We start from the raw sequence: 21,030 nt of genomic DNA on the forward strand, positions 1-21,030 counted from the left end.
GCCCGCCGCGACGGCGGGGCCGCGGTGGCGCCCCGGCGCCGGGCCTCCAGATAGGCCGGCCCCGCCCAGCCCAGCACCCCTTCGGCCAGCGCCTCGGGCAGTCCGCCGCCGAGCGGGGTCAGGCACACGGCCGCCCGCGCGCACTCGGCGCACCCGCGCAGGTGCCGGCGCAGGTCCCCGGGTGCCGCCTCGACGGGCATCCGGGTGGCCGCGTCCAGCAGCCGGGCGTACCCCTGGCACTCGTCGGAGGGCGGTTCCTCCTGGTGGGCACGGAGGCAGCGGTCGCGGAAGTCCTCGCGGGCCCGGTCGATCTCCCGCTCCACCGCGGTGACGTCCACGCCCAGCGCGTGTGCCGTCACGGCCGCGGGGCGGCACTCGACCTCGGTGGACCACAGCAGTGCCGCGTCCGGTTCCGCCATGGCGCGCAGTCCGCGCAGGGCCAGCGGTTCCGGGCGCGGTGCCCTGCCCCGGCGCGCGGCGCGTTCCGCGTTGAGCCAGATGCGGAACTCCGGCTGCAGGCTGTCGCCCTCGCCCCGGGCCTGCCAGGACGCGGCGGTGTCCCGTACGGCGGTCAGCAGCAGCGGCAGGGGCGGCAGCCCCGGTCCGGGTGCGCCGTCCGCCGCGTCGGGCGTCAGGTCCAGACCGCGGTCGAACGCGTCGGCGGCCAGTCGGCCGCCGTCCTCGGGGGAGAGCGAGCACAGCTGGGCGAAGCACAGCGCTTCCGCCCAGTACTCGGACAGCGGTACGGCCTCGGGGACCGGGGCTGGGGCAGTCATCGAGTGGTGAACCAACCCTTCGGCGTCGGGAGGCGGTTGCGCCTGCGCCTGGTGGTGCGGGGAGCCTTTCACGGTTTCCACACAAGTAGCAAGGCGCGACTTCGTTTGCCGAAGGGGTAGTTGGGGCGTGAGCGGTGATGTCCGCTTCTGCCCCCTTGTGAACGGCGGGATCAGCCGTGGTGGACGAAGCGGGCGGCGACCGAGAGGGTCGCGGCGCCCTTGATCATGCCCATCCGGTTCCAGGTGAGGCCGAAGTCGGCCCGGTCGACGACCGCATCGGCGGTGAGCACGACGGCGTCGGCGGAGGAGGACTCGACGCGTCCGGTGAGGGCGAGCGGGCGGGTGGTGCCGCGGACGGTCAGCTCGCCGTCGACGGAGAGGGCGCCGTCGGTGCCGGCGGTGACCCGGCGGGCGGTGAAGACGATCGCCGGGTGGGTCGCGACGTCGAGGAAGTCGGCGGAGTGCAGGTGGGTGTCGCGCTGCTTGTTGCCGGTGTCCAGGGAGGCGGCGCCCACGGTCAGGGTGCCCTGCCCGGTGCCGTCGGCCGCGAGTTCGCCCTCGCCCCCGACCTCGGTGAACGCGCCCTTCACGGTGGCCATGCCCCACATCGTCCGGTGCGTGAGCCGCACGGCCGAGCCCGCGGGGTCGAGGGCCCAGGAGCCCGTGCGCAGACCGGTGGGGGTGGTCGTCGAGTCGCTCATGGGGTGTCGCACCCTTCGATAGCTCGCCAGATATTAAGTAGCCAGTTAGACAATAACTGGCGTTGGTACCCTGGGCAATGTGACGGCGGAGATCCACGCGGAGACGGACGGCCGGTGCCCGGACACCGCCGACCTGCACCTGCTCGCGCGGTGGGACGCGCTGCAGTCGGGCTTCCGGCGGCTTACGGACCAGTTGCTGGCGGACGTCGAGGCGCGGTCGGGGCTGGCCCCGTCCTCGTTCCAGGCGCTGTGGTTCCTGATGACCACGCCGGAGCGGTCGGCGCCGATGTACCGGCTCGCGGGGACGCTGGGCTTCACCACGGCGGGCACCACCAAGGTCGCCGACCGCCTCACGGAGGCGGGGCTCATCGAACGCCGTCCCTGCCGGGAGGACCGGCGCGTCACCCTGGCGGTGCTGACCGAACGCGGCCTCCAGGTGGCGATGACGGCGGCGCTCACGCTGGCCGACGCGCTGCGTGAGCGCGTGGTCGGGCCGCTGGGCGGCGCGGAGCGGTTCGACGCGCTCGCGGTGGCGGTCACCGCCGTCGACCCGGAGCCGCCGTCCCGGCCCCCGTGCGGGGGCTGAGGCTCAGGCCCGGACGGTGACCGAGCGGGGGTCGAAGCCGTAGGGCAGTTCGAGGCGGTGGGCGCGCATCAGGGCGTCGTCGGCGAGGAGCTCCTGGGTGCGGCCGTCGGCGACGACGGTTCCACCGCTGAGGACGACCGAGCGCGGGCACAGCTCCAGGGCGTACGGCAGGTCGTGGGTGACCATCAGGACCGTGACGTCCAGCGAGCGCAGGATGTCGGCGAGTTCGCGGCGGGAGGCGGGGTCCAGGTTGGAGGAGGGCTCGTCCAGGACGAGGATCTCCGGCTCCATGGCGAGGACGGTCGCCACCGCCACGCGGCGCCGCTGCCCGAACGACAGGTGGTGCGGCGGCCGGTCGGCGAACTCCGTCATGCCGACCCGCTCCAGCGCCCTGCGGACGCAGGCCTCCAGCTCGGCGCCGCGCAGACCGGCCGCGGCCGGGCCGAAGGCGACGTCCTCGCGGACGGTGGGCATGAAGAGCTGGTCGTCCGGGTCCTGGAAGACGATGCCGACCCGGCGCCTGACCTCGGCCACGTTCTTGCGCTCGCCGACCGGGAGGCCGGCGACGGTCACCGAGCCGGCGCCCGCCTCGAGGATGCCGTTGAGGTGCAGCACGAGGGTGGTCTTGCCGGCGCCGTTGGGGCCGAGGAGGGCCACCCGCTCGCCGCGGGCGATGGTCAGGTCGACGCCGAACAGCGCCTGGTGGCCGTCGGGGTAGGCGTAGGCGAGGCCCTTGACCTCGAGCGAAGGTGTCACAGGAACCATCCCATCAGACGGACCAGCAGCGCCGCGGCCGGGAGCGCGGCGGCGTACGACCACTGGGCGCGCGAGGCCGTCACCTCGTCGATCACCGGCATGCTGCCGGCGTAGCCCCGGCTGACCATGGCCAGGTGGACGCGTTCGCCGCGTTCGTAGGAGCGGATGAACAGGGCGCCCGCGGACTTGGCGAGCACGCCCCAGTGACGCGGGCCGCGCGCCTCGAAGCCGCGCGAGAGGCGGGCGACGCGCATCCGGCGCATCTCGTCGGTGATGACGTCCCCGTACCGGATCATGAACGAGGCGATCTGCACCAGCAGCGCCGGCAGCCGCAGCCGCTGCAGGCCCAGGAGCAGTGCGCGCAGCTCGGTGGTGGACGCCAGCAGGACGGAGGCGGCGACGCCGAGGGTGCCCTTGGCCAGGATGTTCCAGGCGCCCCACAGGCCGTTCACGCTGAGGGACAGGCCCAGCACCTCGGTGCGCGGGCCCTCGGCGACGAACGGCATGAGGAAGGCGAAGGCGACGAAGGGCACTTCGATCAGCAGCCGCCGCAGCAGGAATCCGGCCGGGACGCGCGCCACGGTGGCGACCGTGGCCAGCAGCACCGCGTACAGGCCGAAGGCCCACATCGCCGTGCGCGGGGTGGAGACCACCACCAGGACGAAGCAGAAGACCGCGGCGATCTTGCACTGCGGGGGCAGCGCGTGCACCGGCGAGTGGCCGTGCCGGTAGAGCCGGTGGGCGTGCCCCGCTCCCACGGCTAGACCTCCTCCGCGCGCGGACGGCGGCGGACGACCCAGAAGACGCCGGTGCCGAGCGCGAGGGTGACACCGACGCCGATCACACCGGCGAGGCCGCCGGAGAGCCGGGCGTTGCCGACGTCCTCGGTCCGGTAGTCGGCGAGCGGGGAGTCCTTGGCCGCGTGGTCCTCGGCCTTCTTGTCGATGCCGTGGTCCGCCGCGACCTTCTCCAGGCCGTCCGGGCTGGCGGAGGCGTAGTAGCTGACGAATCCGGCGAGCAGCACGGCGGCGATGAGGCCGGCGATCCACAGCGGCCGTATGCCGCCGCGCTTGGGGGTGTCGGTCACGGCCGCCATCAGACGGTCGCCTCCTTGAGCTCCAGCGGGCGGCGCAGGCCACGGGCGCCGTGGACGAGGTCGGGGCGGACGGCGACGACGGCGCCCACCGTCGCCGCGGTGATCACCGCCTCGCCGATGCCGATCAGGACGTGCACGCCGACCATGGCGGTGAAGACCTTGCCGAGCGAGACGTCGGTCGTCCCGCCCAGCGCGTAGATCCCGGTGAAGGCGACCGCCGCCGCGGGGACGGAGAGCAGGGCCGCGACGAAGGCCGCGCCGGTCACCCCGCCGCGTCCGTTCGGCAGCACCTTGACCAGCCCACGGAAGACGGCGTAGGCGACGACCACGGTGACGATCGCCATGTCGGTGATGTTCACGCCGAGCGCGGTCAGGCCGCCGTCGGCGAAGAGCACGCCCTGGATCAGCAGGACGACGGACACGCACAGCACCCCTGTGTAGGGGCCGACGAGTATCGCCGCCAGCGCGCCGCCGAGGAGATGGCCGCTGGTACCGGCGGCCACGGGGAAGTTGAGCATCTGGACGGCGAAGATGAACGCCGAGACGAGTCCGGCCAGCGGCGCGGTGCGCTCGTCCAGCTCGCGCCGCGCACCGCGCAGGCTCACCGCTACGGCTGCGGCCGCGACGGCACCGGTCGCCACCGACACCGGGGCGTCGATGAATCCGTCGGGTACATGCATGGGGGAGCTCCAGGTCGGGTCCGGCCGGCGGCCGGTCGGGTCGGCGAATCAGGGCGCTCAATCATAGGGTCTTATTGCGACCTGTTTGCAAGAGCCTGTTCGCCGCTGGAGCGCACCCCGCTCAGCCCAGCGGGCGTCCCGCCCGCAGGTTCCAGCGTCCGGACCGCCCGCTGAATTCCGTCGCCGTCAGCGGGGGCACGTCGATCCGCCAGAAGGCGGCCTCGGGCGTACCCAGGACCCGTACCGCGCAGGCCCGGACGATCTCCGGCTCGACGACGGCGAGCACCCGCCCCGGCGTCGCGGCGAGCCCGTCGAGCCAGGCGCCGGCCCGGGCGCACAGTTCGCGCAGCGACTCGGCGTCGTGCGGTGCGGCGTCCGGGTCGGAGAGCCAGGCGGCGACGGCCTCCGGCTCCTCGGCGCTCACCTCGGCCAGTGTCCGCCCCCGCCAGCGGCCCAGCGCCCACCCCGCGGGGGCCGTCTCCCGCGCGGCGAGGCCGAGCGCCTCGGCGGTCGCGCGGCAGCGCACGGTGGGCGAGACGAGCACGGGCCCCGCGGAGGGCAGGGAACCGGCCAACGCGCGGGCGGCGGCGAGCGCGTGCTCGTCCGGCGGCACGTCGTCGTCGAAACGCGCCTCGCGCAGCGCCGCGTTCACCACCGGTGAGATCAACATCACCCGGGTCGTCATGCACCCTCCTCGCCCTGCGGCGACCCCTCGGAATCGCCAACTGCCGCCTCACACCTGGCCGGTCGGTCGCACGGAAGCAGCTCCCGCGCATGCCGGGGCGCATACACGCGCCCTTGGCCGGATCACCGGATCGCGGTACCGTCACGACGACATTCACGACGACACGGCGGAAGTCCGGTGCAAATCCGGCACGGTCGCGCCACTGTAAGCCCAGCCCAGCGCCAGGCGAGTCAGACCCGCAGTCGTCCGACAGAGCTCCACCGACCGGGACGCGAGTTCCCACCAGGAGGTCATGCCATGGCGCAGTCCGCTGTTCCGCCTGCCGTCGCCCCTTCCGCCGTCCCCGTGACGCTGCCGATCCGGGCGATCCTGCCCTGGGCGGCCTTCTTCGGCGTCCTGATGCTGGTCCTGCTCTACTTCGTGGGTGCCGAGCAGGGGGCGACGTCCCTCCTGTCCGGTGAGAACGTCCACGAGTGGGTGCACGACGGGCGTCACCTGCTCGGCTTCCCCTGCCACTGACAGGGGCGCCGCGCCGATGAACCCCGCCGCCTCCGCCACCCCCGTCAACTCCGTCACCGTCAGGCAACTGCTGGTGCGGGGCATGCTGGCCGGCCTCGCCGCCGGCGGGCTCGCCCTGGTCGTCGCCTACCTGCTGGGCGAGTCCCGGGTCGACGCCGCCATCGCGTTCGAGGAGTCGCACGCCCACGAGCACGGCGGCGCCGAACCGGTCAGCCGTGCCCTGCAGTCCACCGCAGGCCTGGCCACCGGCATCCTCCTGTATGGCGTGGCGCTGGGCGGCATCGCCGCCCTCGCCTACTGCTTCGCCCTCGGGCGGATCGGCCGCTTCGGTGCCCGGCCGACGGCGCTGCTGCTGTCGGCCGCCGCGCTGGTCGCGGTCTACGTCGTGCCCTTTCTGAAGTACCCGGCCAACCCGCCGGCCGTCGGCGACCCCGACACCATCGGCAAGCGCACCACGCTGTACTTCCTGATGATGCTGCTCAGCGTGCTGCTCGCGGTCGCCACCGTGATCCTCGGCAAGCGCCTCGCGCCGCGCCTGGGCAACTGGTACGCGACCGTGGCCGCCGGTGGGTTCTTCGTCCTGGCCGTGGGGCTCGCGTACGCCTTCCTGCCCGGGATCAACGAGGTGCCGGAGCACTTCCCGGCGGCGCTGCTGTGGCAGTTCCGCCTGGCGGCGCTGGCGATCCAGCTGACGCTGTGGACCTCCTTCGGGCTGGTCTTCGGCCACCTGGCCGGACGCCTGCTGGAACCGGGTCCGGCGGCCGCCCCCACGGGGCGCGACACCGTGGGCGCGGGCACGGCGGCCTCCGTCTAGGCCTCCGCCGCACCGGCCGTGACCGCCCGTACGACGCTCAGCGCGTCGTGCGGGCGGTCGTGTGTGCGTCGGTCCGTACGTCGGTCCGCGCGTCCGTCCGCGCGGAGATCAGCGTGTGCAGGCGCTCCGCCGCGGCACGGCCGAAGGCCGGGTCGTTGATGTGCGTGTCGTACTCGGCGAGTTCCACCCGGCTGCCGCGCAGCTCCTCGCGGAGGGTGCGGAACAGCACCCCGTCCACCGCACGGTCGTGGTACGGCCCGCCCGGCGCCCCGAGGGTGGACAGCCCGCGCAGCGGCAGCAGGAGCGCGGCCGGGCCGGTGGCCGCGCGCAGCTTCGCCGCGACCTGGCGGCCGAGTTCGGCGCACTCGGCGGCGGAGGTGCGGATCACCGTCACCGACGGGTTGTGGACGTGGACGTGCCGGGCCCGGAAGCGGTCCGGCAGCGAGGCGAGCGGGCCGAACTTGACCATGTCCAGCGCGCCGGGGCTCACCACCTGCGGCAGCCCGGCGCGCCCTGCGGTGCGCAGCCGGTCGGGCCCCGCGCCGAAGGCACCGCCGACCAGCTCGTCGGCGAGCTCGCTGAGCGTCAGGTCCAGCACCCCGCTGAACATGCCCTCCCCGGTCAGTGCCTCCAGGGAGCGGCCGCCGGAGCCCACGGAGTGGAAGACCAGCACCTCGTAACCGAGTTCGGTGAGCCGTGCGCGGGCGGCGTCGACCCCGGGGGTCGTCACCCCCGCCATGCTCGCCGCCACCAGCGGCCGGTCCCCGGCGGGCGCGGCGGGTGCCCCGGCGAAGCCCCTGGCCATCCCGGCGACGGCGTCCGCCGCGTTGGCCAGGATCGGCGCCGAGACCCGGTTGACGCCCGCGATGTCGACGACGCTGTACATCATGGCGATGTCCGTCGAGCCGACGTACGGGGAGACGTCGCCCGCGGCCATCGAGGAGACCATCAGCTTCGGCACGCCGAGCGGCAGCGCCCGCATCGCACGGGTCGCGATCGAGGTGCCGCCGCTGCCGCCGATGGCCAGGACGCCGTGCAGCCGGCCCTCGTCGTACAGCCGGCGCACCACCCGCGCCGCCCCCTCGGCCATGACCGTCACCGCGGCGCCGCGGTCGCCCGCCCTGCGCAGCCGTTCGGCGTCCGCGCCCGCGGCCGACGCCACGACGCTGCGGGGGATGTCCGGGGTGACCAGGGGCTCACCGGCCACGCCCGCGTCGATCAGCACGACCTCCACGGCGCCGCGCAGCAGGCGGTCCCGCAGCCAGCCGTACTCCGTGCCCTTGGTGTCCAGCGTTCCCAGCAGCGCGACGACCGGCATGGACAACAGTGTTGGGCCCGATCCGGGAAGTGACAAGGCCTCATGACGGGGGCACGGGGCGCAGCAGCAGGAGCGCGGTGTCGTCGGTGCGGTCGGTGGCGGGACCGTCGTGGTGCACGAGCACCTCGGCGAGTTCGTCCAGTGGGAGCCGGCCCCGGCAGGACAGGGCCACGGCCAAGGAGGCGATCGCCTCGTCCAGGTCGCGGCCGGGGGTCTCGATGAGCCCGTCGGTGTACAGCGCGAGCACCGCGCCGCGGGGCAGCGTCAGCGTGGTGGTGGGGTACTCGGCGTCCGGGTCGATGCCGAGCAGCAGCCCGGTCGGCAGGCTCAGGATGTCGGTGCGGCCGTCGGGGAAGCGCAGCAGGGCCGGCGGGTGGCCAGCGGAGGCCAGCCTCAGGGCGCCGTCGGTGAGCCGGAGGTGGGCGTAGAGGCAGCTGGTGAAGAGCCCGGTGTCGAGCTCGTCGAGCAGCCGGTTGGTGCGGGACAGCACCTGGTCGGGGGAGGCGCCGGCGGTGGCGTGCGCGTGCACCGCGGTGCGCACCTGGCCCATCAGGGCGGCGGCGTTGACGTTGTGGCCCTGGACGTCGCCGATGACGGCGGCCGCGCAGGTGTCGTCCAGCCGGATCAGGTCGTAGAAGTCGCCGCCGACCTCCATGCCGCTGGTCGCCGGCAGGTAGCGGGCGGCGACCTCCAGACCGGGCAGGGAGGGCAGGGTGTGCGGCAGCAGTCCCGACTGGAGGCTGTGCGCGAGGTGGTGCTTGGCGTCGTAGATCCGGGCCCGGTCCAGGGCCTGGGCGATCAGCCCGCTGAGCGAGGTCAGGGCGGCCCGTTCGTCGGCGGGGAAGGAGCGCTCCCGGGCGAAGGCGAGGATGCAGCAGCCCACGGGACGGCCGGAGGCGATCAGCGGCAGGAACGCCCAGGCCGCCATGCCCGACTGCAGGTCCAGGTCCGGGTAGGTCCGTATGAGGTCCTCGCGTGAGCCGAAGAAGCTGGGGACGCCGTTGGTGAGGGCCCTGGTCGCCGGGAGGCGCGCGGTGAGCGCGGTGCCGTCCAGGGCCGCCATGACCTCGGGCCGGTAGCCGCGGTCGCCGATGACGCGCAGCCGGCCGCCCTCCGCGACGCACAGTACGAAGGCGTCGGCTCCGATGGCGGCCGGGAAGAGGTCGGCGACCAGGCGGACGACGTCGTCCACGCCGACGGCCTCGGTGAGGGCCGTCGCGAGGTGCATGAGGTGGTAGATCGCCCCGATCCGGACCGGCACCGCGGCCTCGTCGTAGGGCGGGGCCGACGGGGCGGGGCCCGCAGCCGCATCGGTGGGGGAGATCCGCACGCTGACCCCGGTCGCGTCCGGGTAGAGCTGGACGAGCAGCCAGTGGTCGGGCGGCCGCAGGGCGGTGAACGAGACCGGCTGTCCGCTGAGCACGGCGGCGCGGTAGCGGTCCTCGTGGGCGGGATCGCGCAGCCAGCGCAGGCTCTCCCAGGGGAAGGTGCCCACGAGCCGCTCGACGGGCACGCCGACCAGCTCGGCCGCGCGGGGGGTGACGTAGGTGAGCCGCCCGTCGAAGTCGAGCGCACAGGCTCCCTCGGGCAGCCGCCGGGCCCAGTGCGCCGCGGCCAGTGCCTGGTCCGGGTCCACCGGGACCGCCCGCGCGGTCCGCAGCACGCGCGGCTCGGGCCCCGGCAGGATCGGCTCTCCGCCGGCGCCGGCCCGTGCGAGCCGGCCGGACAGGCGCTCGCGGGCGTGCTCCAGCAGCGCGCGCTCCGCGGGCGGCGCCTCGGCGGGGCGCGGCCGGGACCAGATCAGCACGAGCGTGCCGAGCACGGCCTCCCCGTCGGTGAGCGGGGCGGCCACCATGGACAGGTCGTACGGCATGACCAGGGCCGTGCGCGGATAGCGGTCGGCCAGTTCCTCCCGGGAGCCGATCCGGATCGTCCGGCCCTCCCGCACGGCGTCGGCCACCGGGGTCGAGCGCTCCATGGGCAGCCGCGACCAGGGCATCGACAGCTCCCGGGGTGCCCCGGTGATGACCTCCATGCCCAGTGCGCGGCCCCCGGGCATCACCAGGAAGACCGCACCGACATGGGCGCCCGTCTCACGCACCACTTCGGCGAGCACCTGGTCCAGCAGCTCCCGCGCGGGGGCAGTCACCACCATGTGTGGCTCCACCATCGGGCCGACACCACCTATAAGGGGACGATACGCCCCTCCCCGCCCCGCCTCCTCTTGCCGGAAGCGGCACCCTGGCGACGGGCGCGCCGCTCGGCCGGTGGGCCGGGGACGGGTGCCGTTGGTGCGCGGAGGTGTTGCGCCGCGGCGGGGCGACAGGCGGTCGCTCCAGGCCGCCGGGGTTGCTCGGGCCATGGGCCGCGCCGGGCGGGTGTTGTCGACGTGGCGGCCCAGGCGGGGCGGGATCGTCAGCCTCGGCGGCGCGCTCGCCCGTGTCCCCGGCTGCCGCCGCGCGGCGCACGATGCGGCGGGCGACGGTGCGCGGCAGCAGAGCCGACACGTGCGACGAGGCGGGTGGGCCCGACACCGGGCCGTCCCATGGCGGCGTGGTCTGCCCAGGGGCGACAGGCGGCCTCCCGGCGCCCTCCGGGGCCGCGCTGGGCGGGGGTGTGCGGGACCGGGTGGTCGCCCCCGCGGAGCGGGTCAGCGGGCCGGGGCGGCCGGGGTGGCGGCGATCGCGCCGCCGGCCTGGTCGGCGAGGGTGACGGCGACCAGACGGGCCTGGCGGGAGGGGACGGTGCCGGGGGTGGGGAGCAGCATGAAGCGGCCGTGGAAGTGGCCGTTGTGGAAGACGCGGAGCTCGACCTCCTGTTCCGGCAGTCCCAGCGTGTCCGCGTCCCAGGGGCGGCGGCCCCGCACCACGGTGCCGTCCTGCTCGATCCGCGGCGGGTGCCCGACGAGGGTGCCGTACTCGAAACGGCAGCCGCGCAGGTGGAGCAGGCTGACCAGCTGGTCGCGGACGTGCTCGACCACGACGTGCGGGGAGACCGCGGACTGGGCCAGCCGTGCGGTCTCGTGGATGCGCGCGAGGTGGTCGGCGTCGGTGATCGCGATCACCGCGAGCCGCCTGGTGCGGGCGGCGAGCTGGGAGACGGCCAGGCCCACGGCGAGCAGCAGGACCGCCGTCGCCACGTCGCCCGGCCCGCTGATGGTGAACCGCTCGTAGGGCGGGGCGAAGAAGAAGTCGAACCAGGCCGCCGCGGACAGCGCGGCGAGCGCCCCGGCGCGACGGCTGCCGAGGACGGCGACCGCCACGACGGCGACCACCAGCACCAGGGCCACGAGCGTGTTCGACACCTGGGTGCGGAAGGGGACGAGCACCAGGCACACCAGCGGCGGCAGGAGGAGCGCGGCGGGCAGGGCGAGCCGCGTCGGGTGGGGGAACGGGAAGGAAGGGCGCGTCATGGTCATCGCCTCCGTCGAGGGGGCCTGCCGGGCCCCCGTGGTCACCGCAGTGGCGTGGCGGCGTGCAGCGGCAGCCGCCAGGCGTTGCGGCGGTGCACGTCGTCGAGGACCTCGTGGAGCGGGGAGCGGGGTACGGCGAGCACCGGGCAGGCCGCGTGGACCAGGCAGTGCCGGGCCACCGAGGGGCTCAGCAGGCGGCGCAGCCGGCCGCGGCGTCCGGCGCCGACGACCAGCAGGTCGTCCGGGCGGTCCGCGACGTGGGTCAGCGCCCATCCCGCGGGCCCGCGCACGAGGAGCGCGCGCATGGGGAGGTCCGCCGGGAGGCCGCCGAAGGCGGACTCGACGGCGCCGACCAGCTGCTGCCGGGCCCGGTCCTGCCATTCCCGCAGCATCGGCGGGCAGGGGGAGCGCCGGTAGGCGAACTCCCCGCCCGGCGGTTCCCAGGCGAGCACGGTGACCAGCACCGCGCCCGTGCGGCGTGCCTCGGCGGCGGCCCGGTGCAGCGCCGTGAGGCTGCCGAGGGAGCCGCTCACCCCCACGACCACGCGGTGGTTTCCGGCGTCATCCATGCCTTCCATGGAACGACCCGGGCGGGGTGCCGCGGGGGCTTCTTGTCGTCCTCTTGTCGCCGGGCGGCGCACCCCTGACGCCGCCCTGACCCCGCCGGTCCCGACCCGCCGGTCCCGACCCGTCGGCCCTGACCCGCCGGGGTTCAGGCCGGATAGGCGTGCGCCTGGGCCGCCTTGACGGTGGCCCACACCTCGGCGCCGGGGTGCAGTCCGAGTTCGGCGGTGGCCACCGTGGTGAGGTCGGCGGCGAGCGGGAGTTCGCCCCGGACGTCGACGCGGATCTGGTCGCCGTGCGACTCCAGGCCCGCGACCCGGCCGTGCCACAGGTTCCGGGCGCTGGAGCCGGTGGGGCGGTCCCGGTGGAGGGTGACGGCGCCGGGCGGGAAGGCCACGAAGGCCGGGCCGGAGAGTTCCTCGGTGGTGGTGATGGCCGGTCCGCCGTCGATCCGTACGGTGTGCCCCTCGGCGCGGCCCCGGTAGAGGTTGAGGCCGACGAGGTGCGCGATGTAGTCGGTGCGCGGGCGGCGGGCGATCTCGGCGGGGGTGCCCTCCTGGACGGAGCCGCCGTGCTCGATGACCACCAGCCGGTCGGCCAGCACCATGGCGTCCAGCGGGTCGTGCGTGACCAGGACGGCCACCGCCTCGAAGTCGGCCAGGTGGCGGCGGAGCTGGGAGCGGACGTCCAGGCGGGTGCGGGCGTCGAGCGCGGCCAGCGGCTCGTCCAGGAGCAGCAGGCGGGGCCGGGTGGCCAGCGCCCGGGCGAGGGCGACGCGCTGCGCCTGGCCGCCGGAGAGCCGGCGGGGCCGGGCGGCGGCGTGCTCGGCCAGGCCCATCCGCTCCAGCCACGCGGCGGCCTCGGCGCGGGCCCGCGCCTTGGGCACGCCGTGGCAGCGCGGGCCGAAGGCGACGTTGTCCAGCGCGGACAGGTGCGGGAAGAGCAGGTAGTCCTGGAAGACCACGCCGACCGGGCGGGTCTCGGGGGGCGTGCCGTCCAGGGCGGCGCCGTCCAGCCGCAGGTGGCCGGCGGTGAGCGGGGTCAGCCCGGCCAGGGCCCGCAGCGCGGTGGTCTTGCCCGCGCCGTTGGGCCCGAGCAGGGCGAGCACCTCGCCGGGGGCGGCGGTGAGCGTCACGTCGAGGCGGAAGGCGCCGCGGTCGACGACCAGCCGGGCGTCCAGGCCCTCGGGGGCCGGGCTGCCGGAGGTCGCGGGTGCTTTGTCCAGGGAGGTCATGGCGTGGTCATCCAGCGGTCGCGCAGCCCGGCCAGGACGGCGATCGAGACGGCGAGCAGCACCAGGCTGAGCGCGATGGCGGCGGCCGGGTCGCTCTGCAGGGCGAGGTAGACGGCGAGCGGCATCGTCTGCGTACGGCCGGGGAAGTTGCCCGCGAAGGTGATGGTGGCGCCGAACTCGCCGAGCGCCCGTGCCCAGGCCAGGACGGCCCCGGCGGCGATGCCCGGGGCGATCAGCGGCAGCGTCACCCGGCGGAAGGCGGTGAAGCGGGAGGCGCCGAGGGTGGTGGCGGCCTCCTCGTAGCGCGGGTCGGCGGCCCGCAGGGTGCCCTCGACGCTGATGACCAGGAACGGCATCGCGACGAAGGCCTCCGCGACGACGACGCCCGCCGTGGTGAAGGGCAGCGTCACCCCGAACCACTGGTCCAGCCACCGCCCGGCGATGCCGTTGCGGCCCAGCGCCAGCAGCAGCGCGACACCGCCGACGACGGGCGGCAGCACCAGGGGCAGCGTCACCAGGGCGCGCAGCAGCCCGCGCCCGGGGAACTCGGTGCGGGCCAGCAGCCAGGCCAGGGGCACGCCCAGCACGAGGGTCAGCGCGGTGGCGAGGGTGGCGCAGATCAGGGAGAGCCGAAGCGCCTGCCACACCCCGGGACTGGTGAGCTGCGCGGGCAGTTCGCTCCACGGGGTGCGGACCAGCAGTCCGGCGAGCGGCAGCACCAGGAAGACGAGACCGAGCAGGGCCGGCAGCAGCAGCGGCAGGGGCACCGGGGAACGGTGACCCTGCCGGCGGCCGGCGCGGCGCGGCCGGGACTCCAGGAGTTCGGGCGCGCCGCCGCTGTGGTCGGTCATGGGTTGAGGAAGCCCGCCTCGCTCAGCACCTTCGCGCCCTGTTCGGACCGGACGAAGGCGATGAAGGCCTCGGCGGCCCCGGCGTTGGGCGCGTCCTTGAGCAGGACGATCGGGTAGTCGTTGACGGCACCGGCGGACTCGGGGAACTCCACGCCCTCCACCTTGCCGGCGGCGGCCTTCACATCGGTCCTGTAGACCACGGAGGCGTCGACCTCCTTGAGCTCCACCTTCGTCAGGGCGCTCTTGACGTCCTGCTCGTAGGAGACCGGGGTGAGCTTCAGGCCGGCGCCGTCCAGCGCCTTCTGCGCCGCGGCGCCGCAGGGCACCTCCTTGGCGCACAGGGCGACCTTGATCCCGGAGTTGGTGAGGTCCTTGAGGGACGTGACGTCCTCGGGGTTGCCCGGGACGACGGCGATCTCCAGCTGGTTGCGCACGAAGGTCGCGGGCTCGCCGGCCGCGTCGTTGGCGTCGGTGACGATCTGCATGGTCTTGGGGGAGGCGGCGGCGAAGACGTCGGCGGGGGCACCGGAGGTGATGCTGGCGGCGAGCGCGTCGCTGCCGCCGAAGTTGAAGGAGACCTTGGTGCCGGGGTGGGCCGCCTCGAACTCCGTGCCCAGTTCGGTGAAGCTCTCCTTGAGGGAGGCGGCGGCGAAGACGGTGACCGTGCCCTTCAGGTCGCCCGCGGAGGAGGTGCCCGCCGAGGGCGAGGACGACGCGGAGGCGCCGGCGGAGTCGTCCGAGGAGGAACAGGCGCTCAGGGCCAGCAGCACCGCGGTGCCTCCGACGGCCAGCTGAAGGGTCCGGCGGTGCGTGAGACGGGTCATCACAGGGCTGCTCCTCCGAGTCTCTACGGTCTCTCGACGACCACGTTGGTCGACTTGATGACGGCGACCGCCGGGACGCCGGGCTCGAGCTCCAGCTCCTCGGCCGACTCCCGGCTGATCATGGACACCACGCGGAACGGGCCGGCCTGGATCTCCACCTGGGCGGAGACGTCGCCGAGGATCACCTCGGTGACGATGCCCGCGAAGCGGTTGCGGGCCGAGGAGCCGGTGTGCTCGCGTTCGGTGCGGTTGAACTCCCGGGCGAAGGCGGCCAGATCGGGACCCTCGATGATGCGCCGGCCCTGCTCGTCGCGCTCCGCCCGCAGCCGCCCGCCGTCGACCCAGCGCCTGAGGGTGTCGGCGCTCACGCCCATGACTGCGGCCGCCTCGCCGATCCGGTAGGTGTGCATGACTCGATCATAGTGACGCAGATGCGAGCGGGAAGCCCATTGTCGGATTGCATCAGCCGGATCACGGCGCGTGGAGGGTCGCATGTGCGTTTCCGCGACCGCCGTGCGTGGGTACGGTGACCGGGGGAGGTGGAAGCCCGTGACCGTGTCCGTTCCCGCGCCGCCGCCGGGGCTCGCCGGCTTCAGCCTGAGCGGCGACCTGGCCCGCCCCGCGCCGCTCACGGTGCCCGACCTGCGCGCCTGGCCCCAGCACACGGCCCGGGTGAGCTTCGAGTGCCGCACCAGCGGTGTGCAGCACCACCGTTTCGAGGGCCCGTTGCTCCACGAGGTGCTGTGCTCGGCCGGTCCCGGCTTCGACCCCGGCCGCCGCAAGGACCGGTTGCGCTTCCTCATCGCCGTGACCGGGGCGGACGGTCACCACGCGTTGCTGTCCTGGGCCGAGATCGACCCGGACTTCGGGCACGCCCCCGTGCTGCTGGCCACCCGCATCGACGGCACCCCGCTGGACGCCTGCGGCCCGCAACTGGTGCTGCCCCAGGACCGCTGCGGGGCCCGGCACATCAGCGGCATCACCGCCATCCGGGTGGACGGGGGCTACGGCGGCGGGCCGGCGGCGGGGGGCGACCAGGGCGTCTGAGCGGACACTACGATCGGCGGAATGCGATCCTCCCCCGCCGGCCTGGTCCGTGAGTTCCACACCGCCTTCGGCCTCGACGTCCGCCCCCGTCCGACCGAGATCACGCCCGAGCACGCGGCGCACCGTCAGGACCTGCTCGCCGAGGAGGTGGCCGAGGTCGCCGAGGCCTCCGGGACCGGTCCCCTGGACCACCTCGCGCACGAACTGGCCGACGTGGTCTACGTCGCGTACGGCACCGCGCTGGTGCACGGCATCGACCTGGACGAGGTCATCGCGGAGATCCACCGCGCCAACATGAGCAAGCTGGGCCCCGACGGCCGGCCCACCCTGCGGGCCGACGGCAAGGTCCTCAAGGGCGAGCACTACCGGGCGCCCGACGTCGCAGCGGTGCTGCGCGCCCAGGGCTGGACGCCCGCCGGGGAGTAACGCGGCAGCGCGGCGTGTGCAACCGTGAGCCATGCTGCTTCGCCAACTGGAGTACCTGGTGGCGCTCGCCAGGGAACGGCACTTCGCCCGCGCCGCCGACGCCTGCTTCGTCTCGCCGCCTCGCTGTCGGCCGGCATCCGCAAGCTGGAACGCGAGCTGGACGTGCCGATCGTGCGGCGGGGCCGGCGCTTCGAGGGGCTGACCCCGGAGGGCGAACGGGTACTGCTGTGGGCGCACCGCATCCTGGCGGAACGGGACGCGCTGCGGCAGGAACTCGCCGAGATGCGCGGCGGGCCGGCCGGCACGCCGCGGCTCGGCGCGATACCCACGGCGCTGACCGCCGCGTCCCTGCTGACGACGCCGTTCTGCGAGCGGCACCCGGGGGTGCGGGTCAGCCTGGAGTCGCTGTCCTCACGGGAGATCAGCGACCGGCTCGCGGAGTTCGAGCTCGACGCGGCGATGACGTACCTGGACGACGACGCCTGCGCCACGTGCGCCGCTTCCCGCTCTACGAGGAGCGCTACCTGCTGCTCGGCCCCGCGGACGCGCCGCCGGCCGGGCTGCCGGTGGCGCGTTGAGCGCAGGCGGCCGCGCTGCCGCTGTGCCTGCTGTCGTCGCGGATGCGCAACCGCCGGATCATGGACGAGTGCTTCGCCGCGGACGGGGTCACCGCGTCACCGGCCGTCGAGACCGACTCGGTCTCAGGGCTGTACGCGCACCTGGCGGGCTCGGGCGGGCGTTGGTCGAGCGTCATCTCGCACGCCTGGCTGCACATGTTCGGGGTGCCCGCGGGGATGCGCGTGGTGCCGTTGGAGGGGCCCGCGCACGGTCCCCGGGCGGGGCTGGTGATCGCGGACCGGCGGCCCGGCCGGCGCACGTCGCCCCCGCCCACCCCGCCCTTCCCGCCCCGGGCCGGCGGGAGGGAGAATCGACCCCATGACGGAGCGCAAGCCACCGGGCGTCCCCTTCGAGTCCTGGGTCGACAAGCAGATCCGGGAGGCGGCGGAGCGCGGCGCCTTCGACAACCTGCCCGGCGCGGGCAAGCCGCTGGCCGGTCTGGACCGGCCCTACGACGAGCTGTGGTGGATCAGGGAGAAGATGGCCCGTGAGGGGCTGTCCCACCTCCCGGCCAGCCTCAGGCTGCGCAAGGAGGTGGAGGACGCGATGGACGCCGCCTCCCGTGCCCCCTCGGAACCCGAGGTGCGCCGCATCGTCGAGGAGGTCAACGACAAGATCCGCACGGGCCTGCGCACCCCCATGGACGGCCCGCCGCTCAACCTCGTCCCGTACGAGGTGGAGGACGTCGTCGCGCGGTGGCGCGCGGAGCGGGGCTGAGGGCGCACACAGGCGGCCGCCCGCCGGTGGCCCGGGGCGCGGACAACTCGCGGCGGCCCGCTTCAGGTTCGCCCGGGCGGTCGGCGGGCCGGCGCCGGCGCCCCCGGTTGCGGGGCCCGGCGGGCTGAAAAATAGTCGGACTGTGAAAGGGCGGCCACGGGTCAGGTTCCCGGAGGGGCTCCGTGCGCGGTTCGCGGACCTGCCGGGGCGGGTGCGCGCCCTGCGGGCCGACACGGAGCGGCGGTTCCCCATCATCACCCGGCTCGCCGCCCGGCTGCTGAGCGTCAACGTGCTGGACGCCGCCACCCGGCTGGCCGCCCAGGCCTTCCTGACCGCCGTGCCGCTGCTGTTCGTCATCGCGTCCCTCGCGCCGGAGGGCGTGCGCAAGGAACTCCTGGACTCGCTGGTGCGGGTGCTGGGGCTCTCCGGTCCCGCCCGTGACCAGCTGCGCTCGGTCTACGAGTCCGATCCCGGGAACCTGCGGGGGACGGTGGGCGTGGTGGGCACGCTGATGGCCCTGCTGTCGGCGACGGCCTGCAGCCGGGCGATGCAGCGGGTGTGCGAACGCGCCTGGCACCTGCCGAAGTCGGCGGCGCGGATCGCGGCCTGGCGCTGGTTCGCCTGGGTGTGCGCGGCACTGCTCTACCTGGCGGTCCAGGGGCCGCTGCGGGAGGGCTTCGGCGCCGGCCGCTGGCTCGGCGTCCCGCTGTCCCTGGTGAGCGCGGTGGGCCTCTGGTGGTGGACCCAGCACCTGCTGCTGGGCGGCCGGATCGGATGGTGGCCGCTGCTGCCGGGTGCGGTGCTCACCGCGGTGGTCCTGGAGACGGCCGTCTTCGCCGCGCCGCTGTACGTGCCGACGGCGCTCAACCGCAGCCTGCAGACGTACGGCTCGCTGGGCTCGGTGTTCACCCTGCTGTCCGGGCTGATCGCGTTGTGCGTCGTGGCGACGGTGTGCCTCACCGTGGGCGCGGTGTTCCACGGCGACCAGCCCGGGGGCGGCGGTCAGGCGGCCGGTGAGCGCTCCGGCCGGTAGTGGGCGAGCGCCCAGATGATGAAGATGTCGAGCGCGATCAGGATGACCGACCAGAACGGCAGGTAGGGCAGGTACAGGAAGTTCACGATGATGCCCAGGCCCGCCAGGACGACACCCATGATGCGTGACCAGAGCGCGGCGCCGCTGAGCAGCCCCGTTCCGGTGACCACCAGGAGCACTCCGAGGACCAGGTGGATCCATCCCCACCCGGTCAGACTGAACTTGTAGACGTAAGTGCCGACGCGCGCGTACACGTTGTCGGCGGCGATCCCCGAGATGCCCTGGAAGATCGCCAGGACACCGTCGACCAGCAACAGGACGCCGGCGAAGGTGACCCCGCCGCTGACCCAACCGTTGCGGTGGTTGCCGGTCCTGGGTGTCGTGCCGGTGGCTGCCATGGCTGCCTCCTCGCGGTGATGGTGCTTCAGTGCCGCAGCGCCCGCTCCACCTGGGCCTTGACCGTGCCCGTCAGGTCGCGGTTGCTGCGTACCGTGGCCTCGCCGGACTTCTGCGGGGCCACGTCGGCGACGTTGACCACGGCGGCGTCGAGGAGGTTCCCGCTGGTGTCGCGGAAGGTCACCTCGACGGTGTACGTGGCCTGCTTGTCGCCGCTGTTGGTGGCCGTGACCTTGGTGGTGGCCTTGCCGCCCTCGACGGTCACGGGGTCGAGCTTGACGTCGTCCTTCGCGTTGACACCGTTCTTGATCTTCGCCAGCTGGGACTGCGCGGCGGCGGTCGCCGAGGCGACGGCCTCCGCGCCCTCGGACACCAGCGAGGACGCGGCGGACGCGGCCTTCGACGCCTTCTCGGCGGGGGTGCTGTCGTTGTCCGAGCAGGCGCTCGCGGTGAGCGCGACGGCGGACAGTACGACCGCCGCGCACACCGCGCGGCCCCGGTACGGCCTCGTCATTGCCTACCTCCACAGACTCATGCGCCTCAAATGGCACATCATTCACCATACGTATTAAATTGCCGTGTCGCGTGGTGAAGGAGAGGCGGCGGTGGCATGGCGGATTCAGCGCCCCGGAGGCGTGACGATCTCGCCGAACTGCGTGCCCGGCTGTCGGCACTGGAGGCGCGGGAGACCGTTCCCGCACACGCCGGACCGCAGGCCCCGCCGCCTCTCCGACGACGGCCGGTGCGGGCCTTCTTCTCCGCCCTGTTCATCGTCGTGGCCTGCGTCCTGGTGCCGCTGAGCGCGCTGGCGGTCTGGGTCGACTCCGAGATCGGGGACACCGACCGCTACGTCGCCACCGTGGCGCCCCTGGCGAGCGACCCCGCCGTCCAGAACGCCGCCGCCAACCGCATCACGTCCGTGGTGATGCAGCAGATCGACGTCAAGAGCCTCCTGGACGAGGTCGCCCCGCAGGACCGCCCCCGCCTGGACGAACTGCTGGGCCGCGTCTCCGGCCCCCTGACCAGCGGCATCCAGAGCCTGGTGCACTCGACGGCGGACAAGGTCGTGCGCAGCGACGTCTTCGAGAAGGCCTGGACCGAAGCCAACCGCAGGATCCACGACTCGCTGGACAAGGCGCTGACCGGCCAGGGAGGCGGCGCGGTCAAGCTCACCAACGACACCGTGGCCATCGACCTCGCCCCGGTCATCGACCGGGTCAAGCAGCGGCTGGTCGACGCGGGCCTGACGATCGCCGCGAAGATCCCCGAGATCCACACCGACTTCACCGTCGTCCGCTCCGACAAGGTCGGCAAGATCAGGACCGCCTTCCGGCTCCTGCAGCTCGCCGGTTTCTGGCTGCCGATCGTCGCCGTCGTCGTCGCGGCCGCGGGTGTGCTGCTCGCCGTCCGCAGGCGGCGCGCCCTGGTCGCGGCCGCGCTGGGCTTCTCGGCCGCCGCCCTCGTGCTCGGTGCTGCGCTGACCGTCTTCCGGGCGATCTACCTCGACGCGCTGCCCGCGAGCGTCGACCAGCAGGCCGCGGGGACGGTCTACGACACCCTGATCCGCTTCCTGCGCGGGACCGTCCGCGCCGTGTTCGTGCTGGGCGTCGTCGTCGCGCTGGGCGCCTGGCTGAGCGGGCCCGGGCGGTACGCCCGCCGCACCCGCGGGGTGTGGGAGTCCGTGCTGGGCGGCGCGGGCGACGCGGCGCACCGGGTGGGGCTGCGGACCGGTCCCGTCGGCCCCTGGCTCGTCCGCCACAAGGTGCTGGTCGGCTGGATCGTCGTCGCCGCAGGGGCCCTCGCGCTCGCCTTCTGGTCCTACCCGACCGGCTGGGTCGTCCTGGGGCTCGCCCTCGCCGTCGTGTTCGTCCTCGCCGTCGTGGAGTTCCTGGCCCGGCCGGACTGACCGCTCACCCGATCGGCCGCTCCGCGCTGCGCCGGGAAGGCCGCCGCCGGAGGCTGACGGGAGAGCCCGCC

The 21,030-nt window shown here is 74.3% G+C and carries 24 protein-coding genes and 3 pseudogenes; 10 read left to right on the plus strand and 17 right to left on the minus strand.

Features of this window, described 5'->3' with window-relative positions:
• Positions 1-776: pseudogene (locus tag PV410_RS04335) on the minus strand (cellulose-binding protein); the annotation flags it as partial.
• 170 nt (positions 777-946) lie between these two features.
• Positions 947-1,477 carry a YceI family protein gene (locus PV410_RS04340; RefSeq protein WP_500322411.1) on the minus strand — a complete coding sequence of 177 codons (531 nt, stop codon included), beginning with the start codon at positions 1,475-1,477 and terminating at the stop codon, positions 947-949.
• Between the two features lie 79 nt (positions 1,478-1,556).
• Here PV410_RS04340 and PV410_RS04345 point away from each other — a divergent pair, with 79 nt between their 5' ends.
• Complete coding sequence (locus PV410_RS04345) at positions 1,557-2,063, plus strand: MarR family winged helix-turn-helix transcriptional regulator (RefSeq protein ID WP_500322412.1); 507 nt, start codon at positions 1,557-1,559, stop codon at positions 2,061-2,063.
• 3 nt (positions 2,064-2,066) lie between these two features.
• Here the strand turns inward: PV410_RS04345 and PV410_RS04350 are convergent, their stop codons facing one another.
• From PV410_RS04350 to PV410_RS04365, 4 genes and pseudogenes are all read right to left on the minus strand, one after another.
• Positions 2,067-2,828, minus strand: a complete 762-nt coding sequence (locus PV410_RS04350; RefSeq protein WP_500322414.1) for an energy-coupling factor ABC transporter ATP-binding protein — start codon at positions 2,826-2,828, stop codon at positions 2,067-2,069.
• Positions 2,816-3,577, minus strand: coding sequence for a cobalt ECF transporter T component CbiQ (gene cbiQ, locus PV410_RS04355; protein WP_500322416.1), 762 nt, complete (start codon positions 3,575-3,577; stop codon positions 2,816-2,818). The genes PV410_RS04350 and cbiQ overlap by 13 nt, the downstream gene beginning before the upstream one ends.
• Positions 3,578-3,579: 2 nt before the next feature.
• Positions 3,580-4,595: pseudogene (locus tag PV410_RS04360) on the minus strand (energy-coupling factor ABC transporter permease).
• Between the two features lie 121 nt (positions 4,596-4,716).
• A complete protein-coding gene (locus tag PV410_RS04365; RefSeq protein WP_500322418.1) occupies positions 4,717-5,280 on the minus strand; it encodes a histidine phosphatase family protein in 564 nt (187 codons plus the stop codon).
• A gap of 297 nt (positions 5,281-5,577) precedes the next feature.
• Between PV410_RS04365 and PV410_RS04370 the strand changes: the two genes are divergently transcribed.
• Positions 5,578-5,799, plus strand: a complete 222-nt coding sequence (locus PV410_RS04370) for a CbtB domain-containing protein (RefSeq protein ID WP_500322420.1) — start codon at positions 5,578-5,580, stop codon at positions 5,797-5,799.
• Positions 5,800-5,815: 16 nt separating this feature from the next.
• Positions 5,816-6,613: a CbtA family protein gene (locus tag PV410_RS04375; RefSeq protein ID WP_500322422.1), complete on the plus strand. Its 798-nt coding sequence runs from the start codon at positions 5,816-5,818 to the stop codon at positions 6,611-6,613.
• Between the two features lie 37 nt (positions 6,614-6,650).
• Here PV410_RS04375 and PV410_RS04380 read toward each other — a convergent pair whose 3' ends face one another.
• The 8 genes from PV410_RS04380 to PV410_RS04415 all read right to left on the minus strand — a co-directional run bounded on the left by PV410_RS04380 (position 6,651) and on the right by PV410_RS04415 (position 15,226).
• Positions 6,651-7,931: a Tm-1-like ATP-binding domain-containing protein gene (locus tag PV410_RS04380; RefSeq protein ID WP_500322424.1), complete on the minus strand. Its 1,281-nt coding sequence runs from the start codon at positions 7,929-7,931 to the stop codon at positions 6,651-6,653.
• A 40-nt stretch (positions 7,932-7,971) separates the two neighbouring features.
• The gene (locus tag PV410_RS04385) at positions 7,972-10,086 is read right to left on the minus strand and encodes a SpoIIE family protein phosphatase (RefSeq protein WP_500322426.1); all 2,115 of its coding nucleotides are present in this window, start codon (positions 10,084-10,086) and stop codon (positions 7,972-7,974) included.
• Positions 10,087-10,581: 495 nt separating this feature from the next.
• Entirely contained in the window at positions 10,582-11,343 is a 762-nt protein-coding gene (locus PV410_RS04390; protein ID WP_500322427.1) for a DUF4118 domain-containing protein, read from the minus strand.
• A 41-nt stretch (positions 11,344-11,384) separates the two neighbouring features.
• Positions 11,385-11,921 carry a universal stress protein gene (locus tag PV410_RS04395; protein ID WP_500322429.1) on the minus strand — a complete coding sequence of 179 codons (537 nt, stop codon included), beginning with the start codon at positions 11,919-11,921 and terminating at the stop codon, positions 11,385-11,387.
• Positions 11,922-12,055: 134 nt separating this feature from the next.
• Complete coding sequence (locus tag PV410_RS04400; RefSeq protein WP_500322431.1) at positions 12,056-13,141, minus strand: ABC transporter ATP-binding protein; 1,086 nt, start codon at positions 13,139-13,141, stop codon at positions 12,056-12,058.
• On the minus strand, positions 13,138-13,992 hold the full coding sequence (gene modB, locus PV410_RS04405) for a molybdate ABC transporter permease subunit (protein ID WP_500322432.1): 855 nt from the start codon (positions 13,990-13,992) through the stop codon (positions 13,138-13,140). The genes PV410_RS04400 and modB overlap by 4 nt, the downstream gene beginning before the upstream one ends.
• Positions 13,989-14,816 (minus strand): molybdate ABC transporter substrate-binding protein, encoded by an 828-nt coding sequence (gene modA, locus PV410_RS04410; RefSeq protein WP_500322434.1) that lies wholly within the window; start codon positions 14,814-14,816, stop codon positions 13,989-13,991. The genes modB and modA overlap by 4 nt, the downstream gene beginning before the upstream one ends.
• Before the next feature lie 23 nt (positions 14,817-14,839).
• A complete protein-coding gene (locus PV410_RS04415) occupies positions 14,840-15,226 on the minus strand; it encodes a TOBE domain-containing protein (protein WP_500322436.1) in 387 nt (128 codons plus the stop codon).
• A gap of 139 nt (positions 15,227-15,365) precedes the next feature.
• Between PV410_RS04415 and PV410_RS04420 the strand changes: the two genes are divergently transcribed.
• The 4 genes and pseudogenes from PV410_RS04420 to PV410_RS04435 form a co-directional block, all read left to right on the plus strand.
• Positions 15,366-15,863, plus strand: coding sequence for a molybdopterin-dependent oxidoreductase (locus PV410_RS04420; RefSeq protein WP_500322438.1), 498 nt, complete (start codon positions 15,366-15,368; stop codon positions 15,861-15,863).
• A gap of 21 nt (positions 15,864-15,884) precedes the next feature.
• The gene (locus PV410_RS04425; RefSeq protein ID WP_500322439.1) at positions 15,885-16,289 is read left to right on the plus strand and encodes a pyrophosphohydrolase domain-containing protein; all 405 of its coding nucleotides are present in this window, start codon (positions 15,885-15,887) and stop codon (positions 16,287-16,289) included.
• 31 nt (positions 16,290-16,320) lie between these two features.
• The gene (locus PV410_RS04430; RefSeq protein WP_500322440.1) at positions 16,321-16,491 is read left to right on the plus strand and encodes a LysR family transcriptional regulator; all 171 of its coding nucleotides are present in this window, start codon (positions 16,321-16,323) and stop codon (positions 16,489-16,491) included.
• Positions 16,492-16,571: 80 nt separating this feature from the next.
• Positions 16,572-16,706 (plus strand): annotated as a pseudogene (locus PV410_RS04435) (LysR family transcriptional regulator); the annotation flags it as partial.
• Between the two features lie 103 nt (positions 16,707-16,809).
• Here the strand turns inward: PV410_RS04435 and PV410_RS04440 are convergent.
• Entirely contained in the window at positions 16,810-17,043 is a 234-nt protein-coding gene (locus tag PV410_RS04440) for a hypothetical protein (protein ID WP_500322769.1), read from the minus strand.
• 182 nt (positions 17,044-17,225) lie between these two features.
• Between PV410_RS04440 and PV410_RS04445 the strand changes: the two genes are divergently transcribed.
• Both PV410_RS04445 and PV410_RS04450 read left to right on the plus strand, forming a co-directional pair.
• The gene (locus PV410_RS04445) at positions 17,226-17,624 is read left to right on the plus strand and encodes a DnaJ family domain-containing protein (RefSeq protein ID WP_499512782.1); all 399 of its coding nucleotides are present in this window, start codon (positions 17,226-17,228) and stop codon (positions 17,622-17,624) included.
• A 142-nt stretch (positions 17,625-17,766) separates the two neighbouring features.
• Positions 17,767-18,657, plus strand: coding sequence for a YhjD/YihY/BrkB family envelope integrity protein (locus tag PV410_RS04450; RefSeq protein WP_500322442.1), 891 nt, complete (start codon positions 17,767-17,769; stop codon positions 18,655-18,657).
• Here PV410_RS04450 and PV410_RS04455 read toward each other — a convergent pair.
• Both PV410_RS04455 and PV410_RS04460 read right to left on the minus strand, forming a co-directional pair.
• A complete protein-coding gene (locus tag PV410_RS04455) occupies positions 18,627-19,055 on the minus strand; it encodes a DUF7144 family membrane protein (RefSeq protein WP_499512780.1) in 429 nt (142 codons plus the stop codon). The two genes, PV410_RS04450 and PV410_RS04455, sit on opposite strands and share 31 nt — an antisense overlap.
• Before the next feature lie 26 nt (positions 19,056-19,081).
• The gene (locus tag PV410_RS04460) at positions 19,082-19,567 is read right to left on the minus strand and encodes a hypothetical protein (RefSeq protein WP_500322443.1); all 486 of its coding nucleotides are present in this window, start codon (positions 19,565-19,567) and stop codon (positions 19,082-19,084) included.
• Between the two features lie 96 nt (positions 19,568-19,663).
• Between PV410_RS04460 and PV410_RS04465 the strand changes: the two genes are divergently transcribed.
• The gene (locus tag PV410_RS04465) at positions 19,664-20,959 is read left to right on the plus strand and encodes a hypothetical protein (RefSeq protein WP_500322445.1); all 1,296 of its coding nucleotides are present in this window, start codon (positions 19,664-19,666) and stop codon (positions 20,957-20,959) included.
• Positions 20,960-21,030 lie beyond the last annotated feature (71 nt).

It is taken from the genome of Streptomyces sp. PA03-5A, from assembly GCF_033792725.1.
Classification (GTDB): domain Bacteria; phylum Actinomycetota; class Actinomycetes; order Streptomycetales; family Streptomycetaceae; genus Actinacidiphila.

Coding starts and splice junctions, on each gene's coding strand:
- PV410_RS04370 (WP_500322420.1), top strand. CDS start 5,578: ATGGCGCAGTCCGCTGTTCCGCCTGCCGTCGCCCCTTCCGCCGTCCCC.
- modA (WP_500322434.1), bottom strand. CDS start 14,816: ATGACCCGTCTCACGCACCGCCGGACCCTTCAGCTGGCCGTCGGAGGC.
- PV410_RS04340 (WP_500322411.1), bottom strand. CDS start 1,477: ATGAGCGACTCGACGACCACCCCCACCGGTCTGCGCACGGGCTCCTGG.
- PV410_RS04455 (WP_499512780.1), bottom strand. CDS start 19,055: ATGGCAGCCACCGGCACGACACCCAGGACCGGCAACCACCGCAACGGT.
- PV410_RS04440 (WP_500322769.1), bottom strand. CDS start 17,043: ATGACGCTCGACCAACGCCCGCCCGAGCCCGCCAGGTGCGCGTACAGC.
- PV410_RS04460 (WP_500322443.1), bottom strand. CDS start 19,567: ATGACGAGGCCGTACCGGGGCCGCGCGGTGTGCGCGGCGGTCGTACTG.
- PV410_RS04400 (WP_500322431.1), bottom strand. CDS start 13,141: ATGACCTCCCTGGACAAAGCACCCGCGACCTCCGGCAGCCCGGCCCCC.
- PV410_RS04425 (WP_500322439.1), top strand. CDS start 15,885: ATGCGATCCTCCCCCGCCGGCCTGGTCCGTGAGTTCCACACCGCCTTC.
- PV410_RS04385 (WP_500322426.1), bottom strand. CDS start 10,086: ATGGTGGTGACTGCCCCCGCGCGGGAGCTGCTGGACCAGGTGCTCGCC.
- PV410_RS04375 (WP_500322422.1), top strand. CDS start 5,816: ATGAACCCCGCCGCCTCCGCCACCCCCGTCAACTCCGTCACCGTCAGG.
- modB (WP_500322432.1), bottom strand. CDS start 13,992: ATGACCGACCACAGCGGCGGCGCGCCCGAACTCCTGGAGTCCCGGCCG.
- PV410_RS04390 (WP_500322427.1), bottom strand. CDS start 11,343: ATGACGCGCCCTTCCTTCCCGTTCCCCCACCCGACGCGGCTCGCCCTG.
- PV410_RS04350 (WP_500322414.1), bottom strand. CDS start 2,828: ATGGTTCCTGTGACACCTTCGCTCGAGGTCAAGGGCCTCGCCTACGCC.
- PV410_RS04430 (WP_500322440.1), top strand. CDS start 16,321: ATGCTGCTTCGCCAACTGGAGTACCTGGTGGCGCTCGCCAGGGAACGG.
- PV410_RS04465 (WP_500322445.1), top strand. CDS start 19,664: ATGGCGGATTCAGCGCCCCGGAGGCGTGACGATCTCGCCGAACTGCGT.
- PV410_RS04445 (WP_499512782.1), top strand. CDS start 17,226: ATGACGGAGCGCAAGCCACCGGGCGTCCCCTTCGAGTCCTGGGTCGAC.
- PV410_RS04380 (WP_500322424.1), bottom strand. CDS start 7,931: ATGCCGGTCGTCGCGCTGCTGGGAACGCTGGACACCAAGGGCACGGAG.
- PV410_RS04365 (WP_500322418.1), bottom strand. CDS start 5,280: ATGACGACCCGGGTGATGTTGATCTCACCGGTGGTGAACGCGGCGCTG.
- PV410_RS04415 (WP_500322436.1), bottom strand. CDS start 15,226: ATGCACACCTACCGGATCGGCGAGGCGGCCGCAGTCATGGGCGTGAGC.
- PV410_RS04395 (WP_500322429.1), bottom strand. CDS start 11,921: ATGGAAGGCATGGATGACGCCGGAAACCACCGCGTGGTCGTGGGGGTG.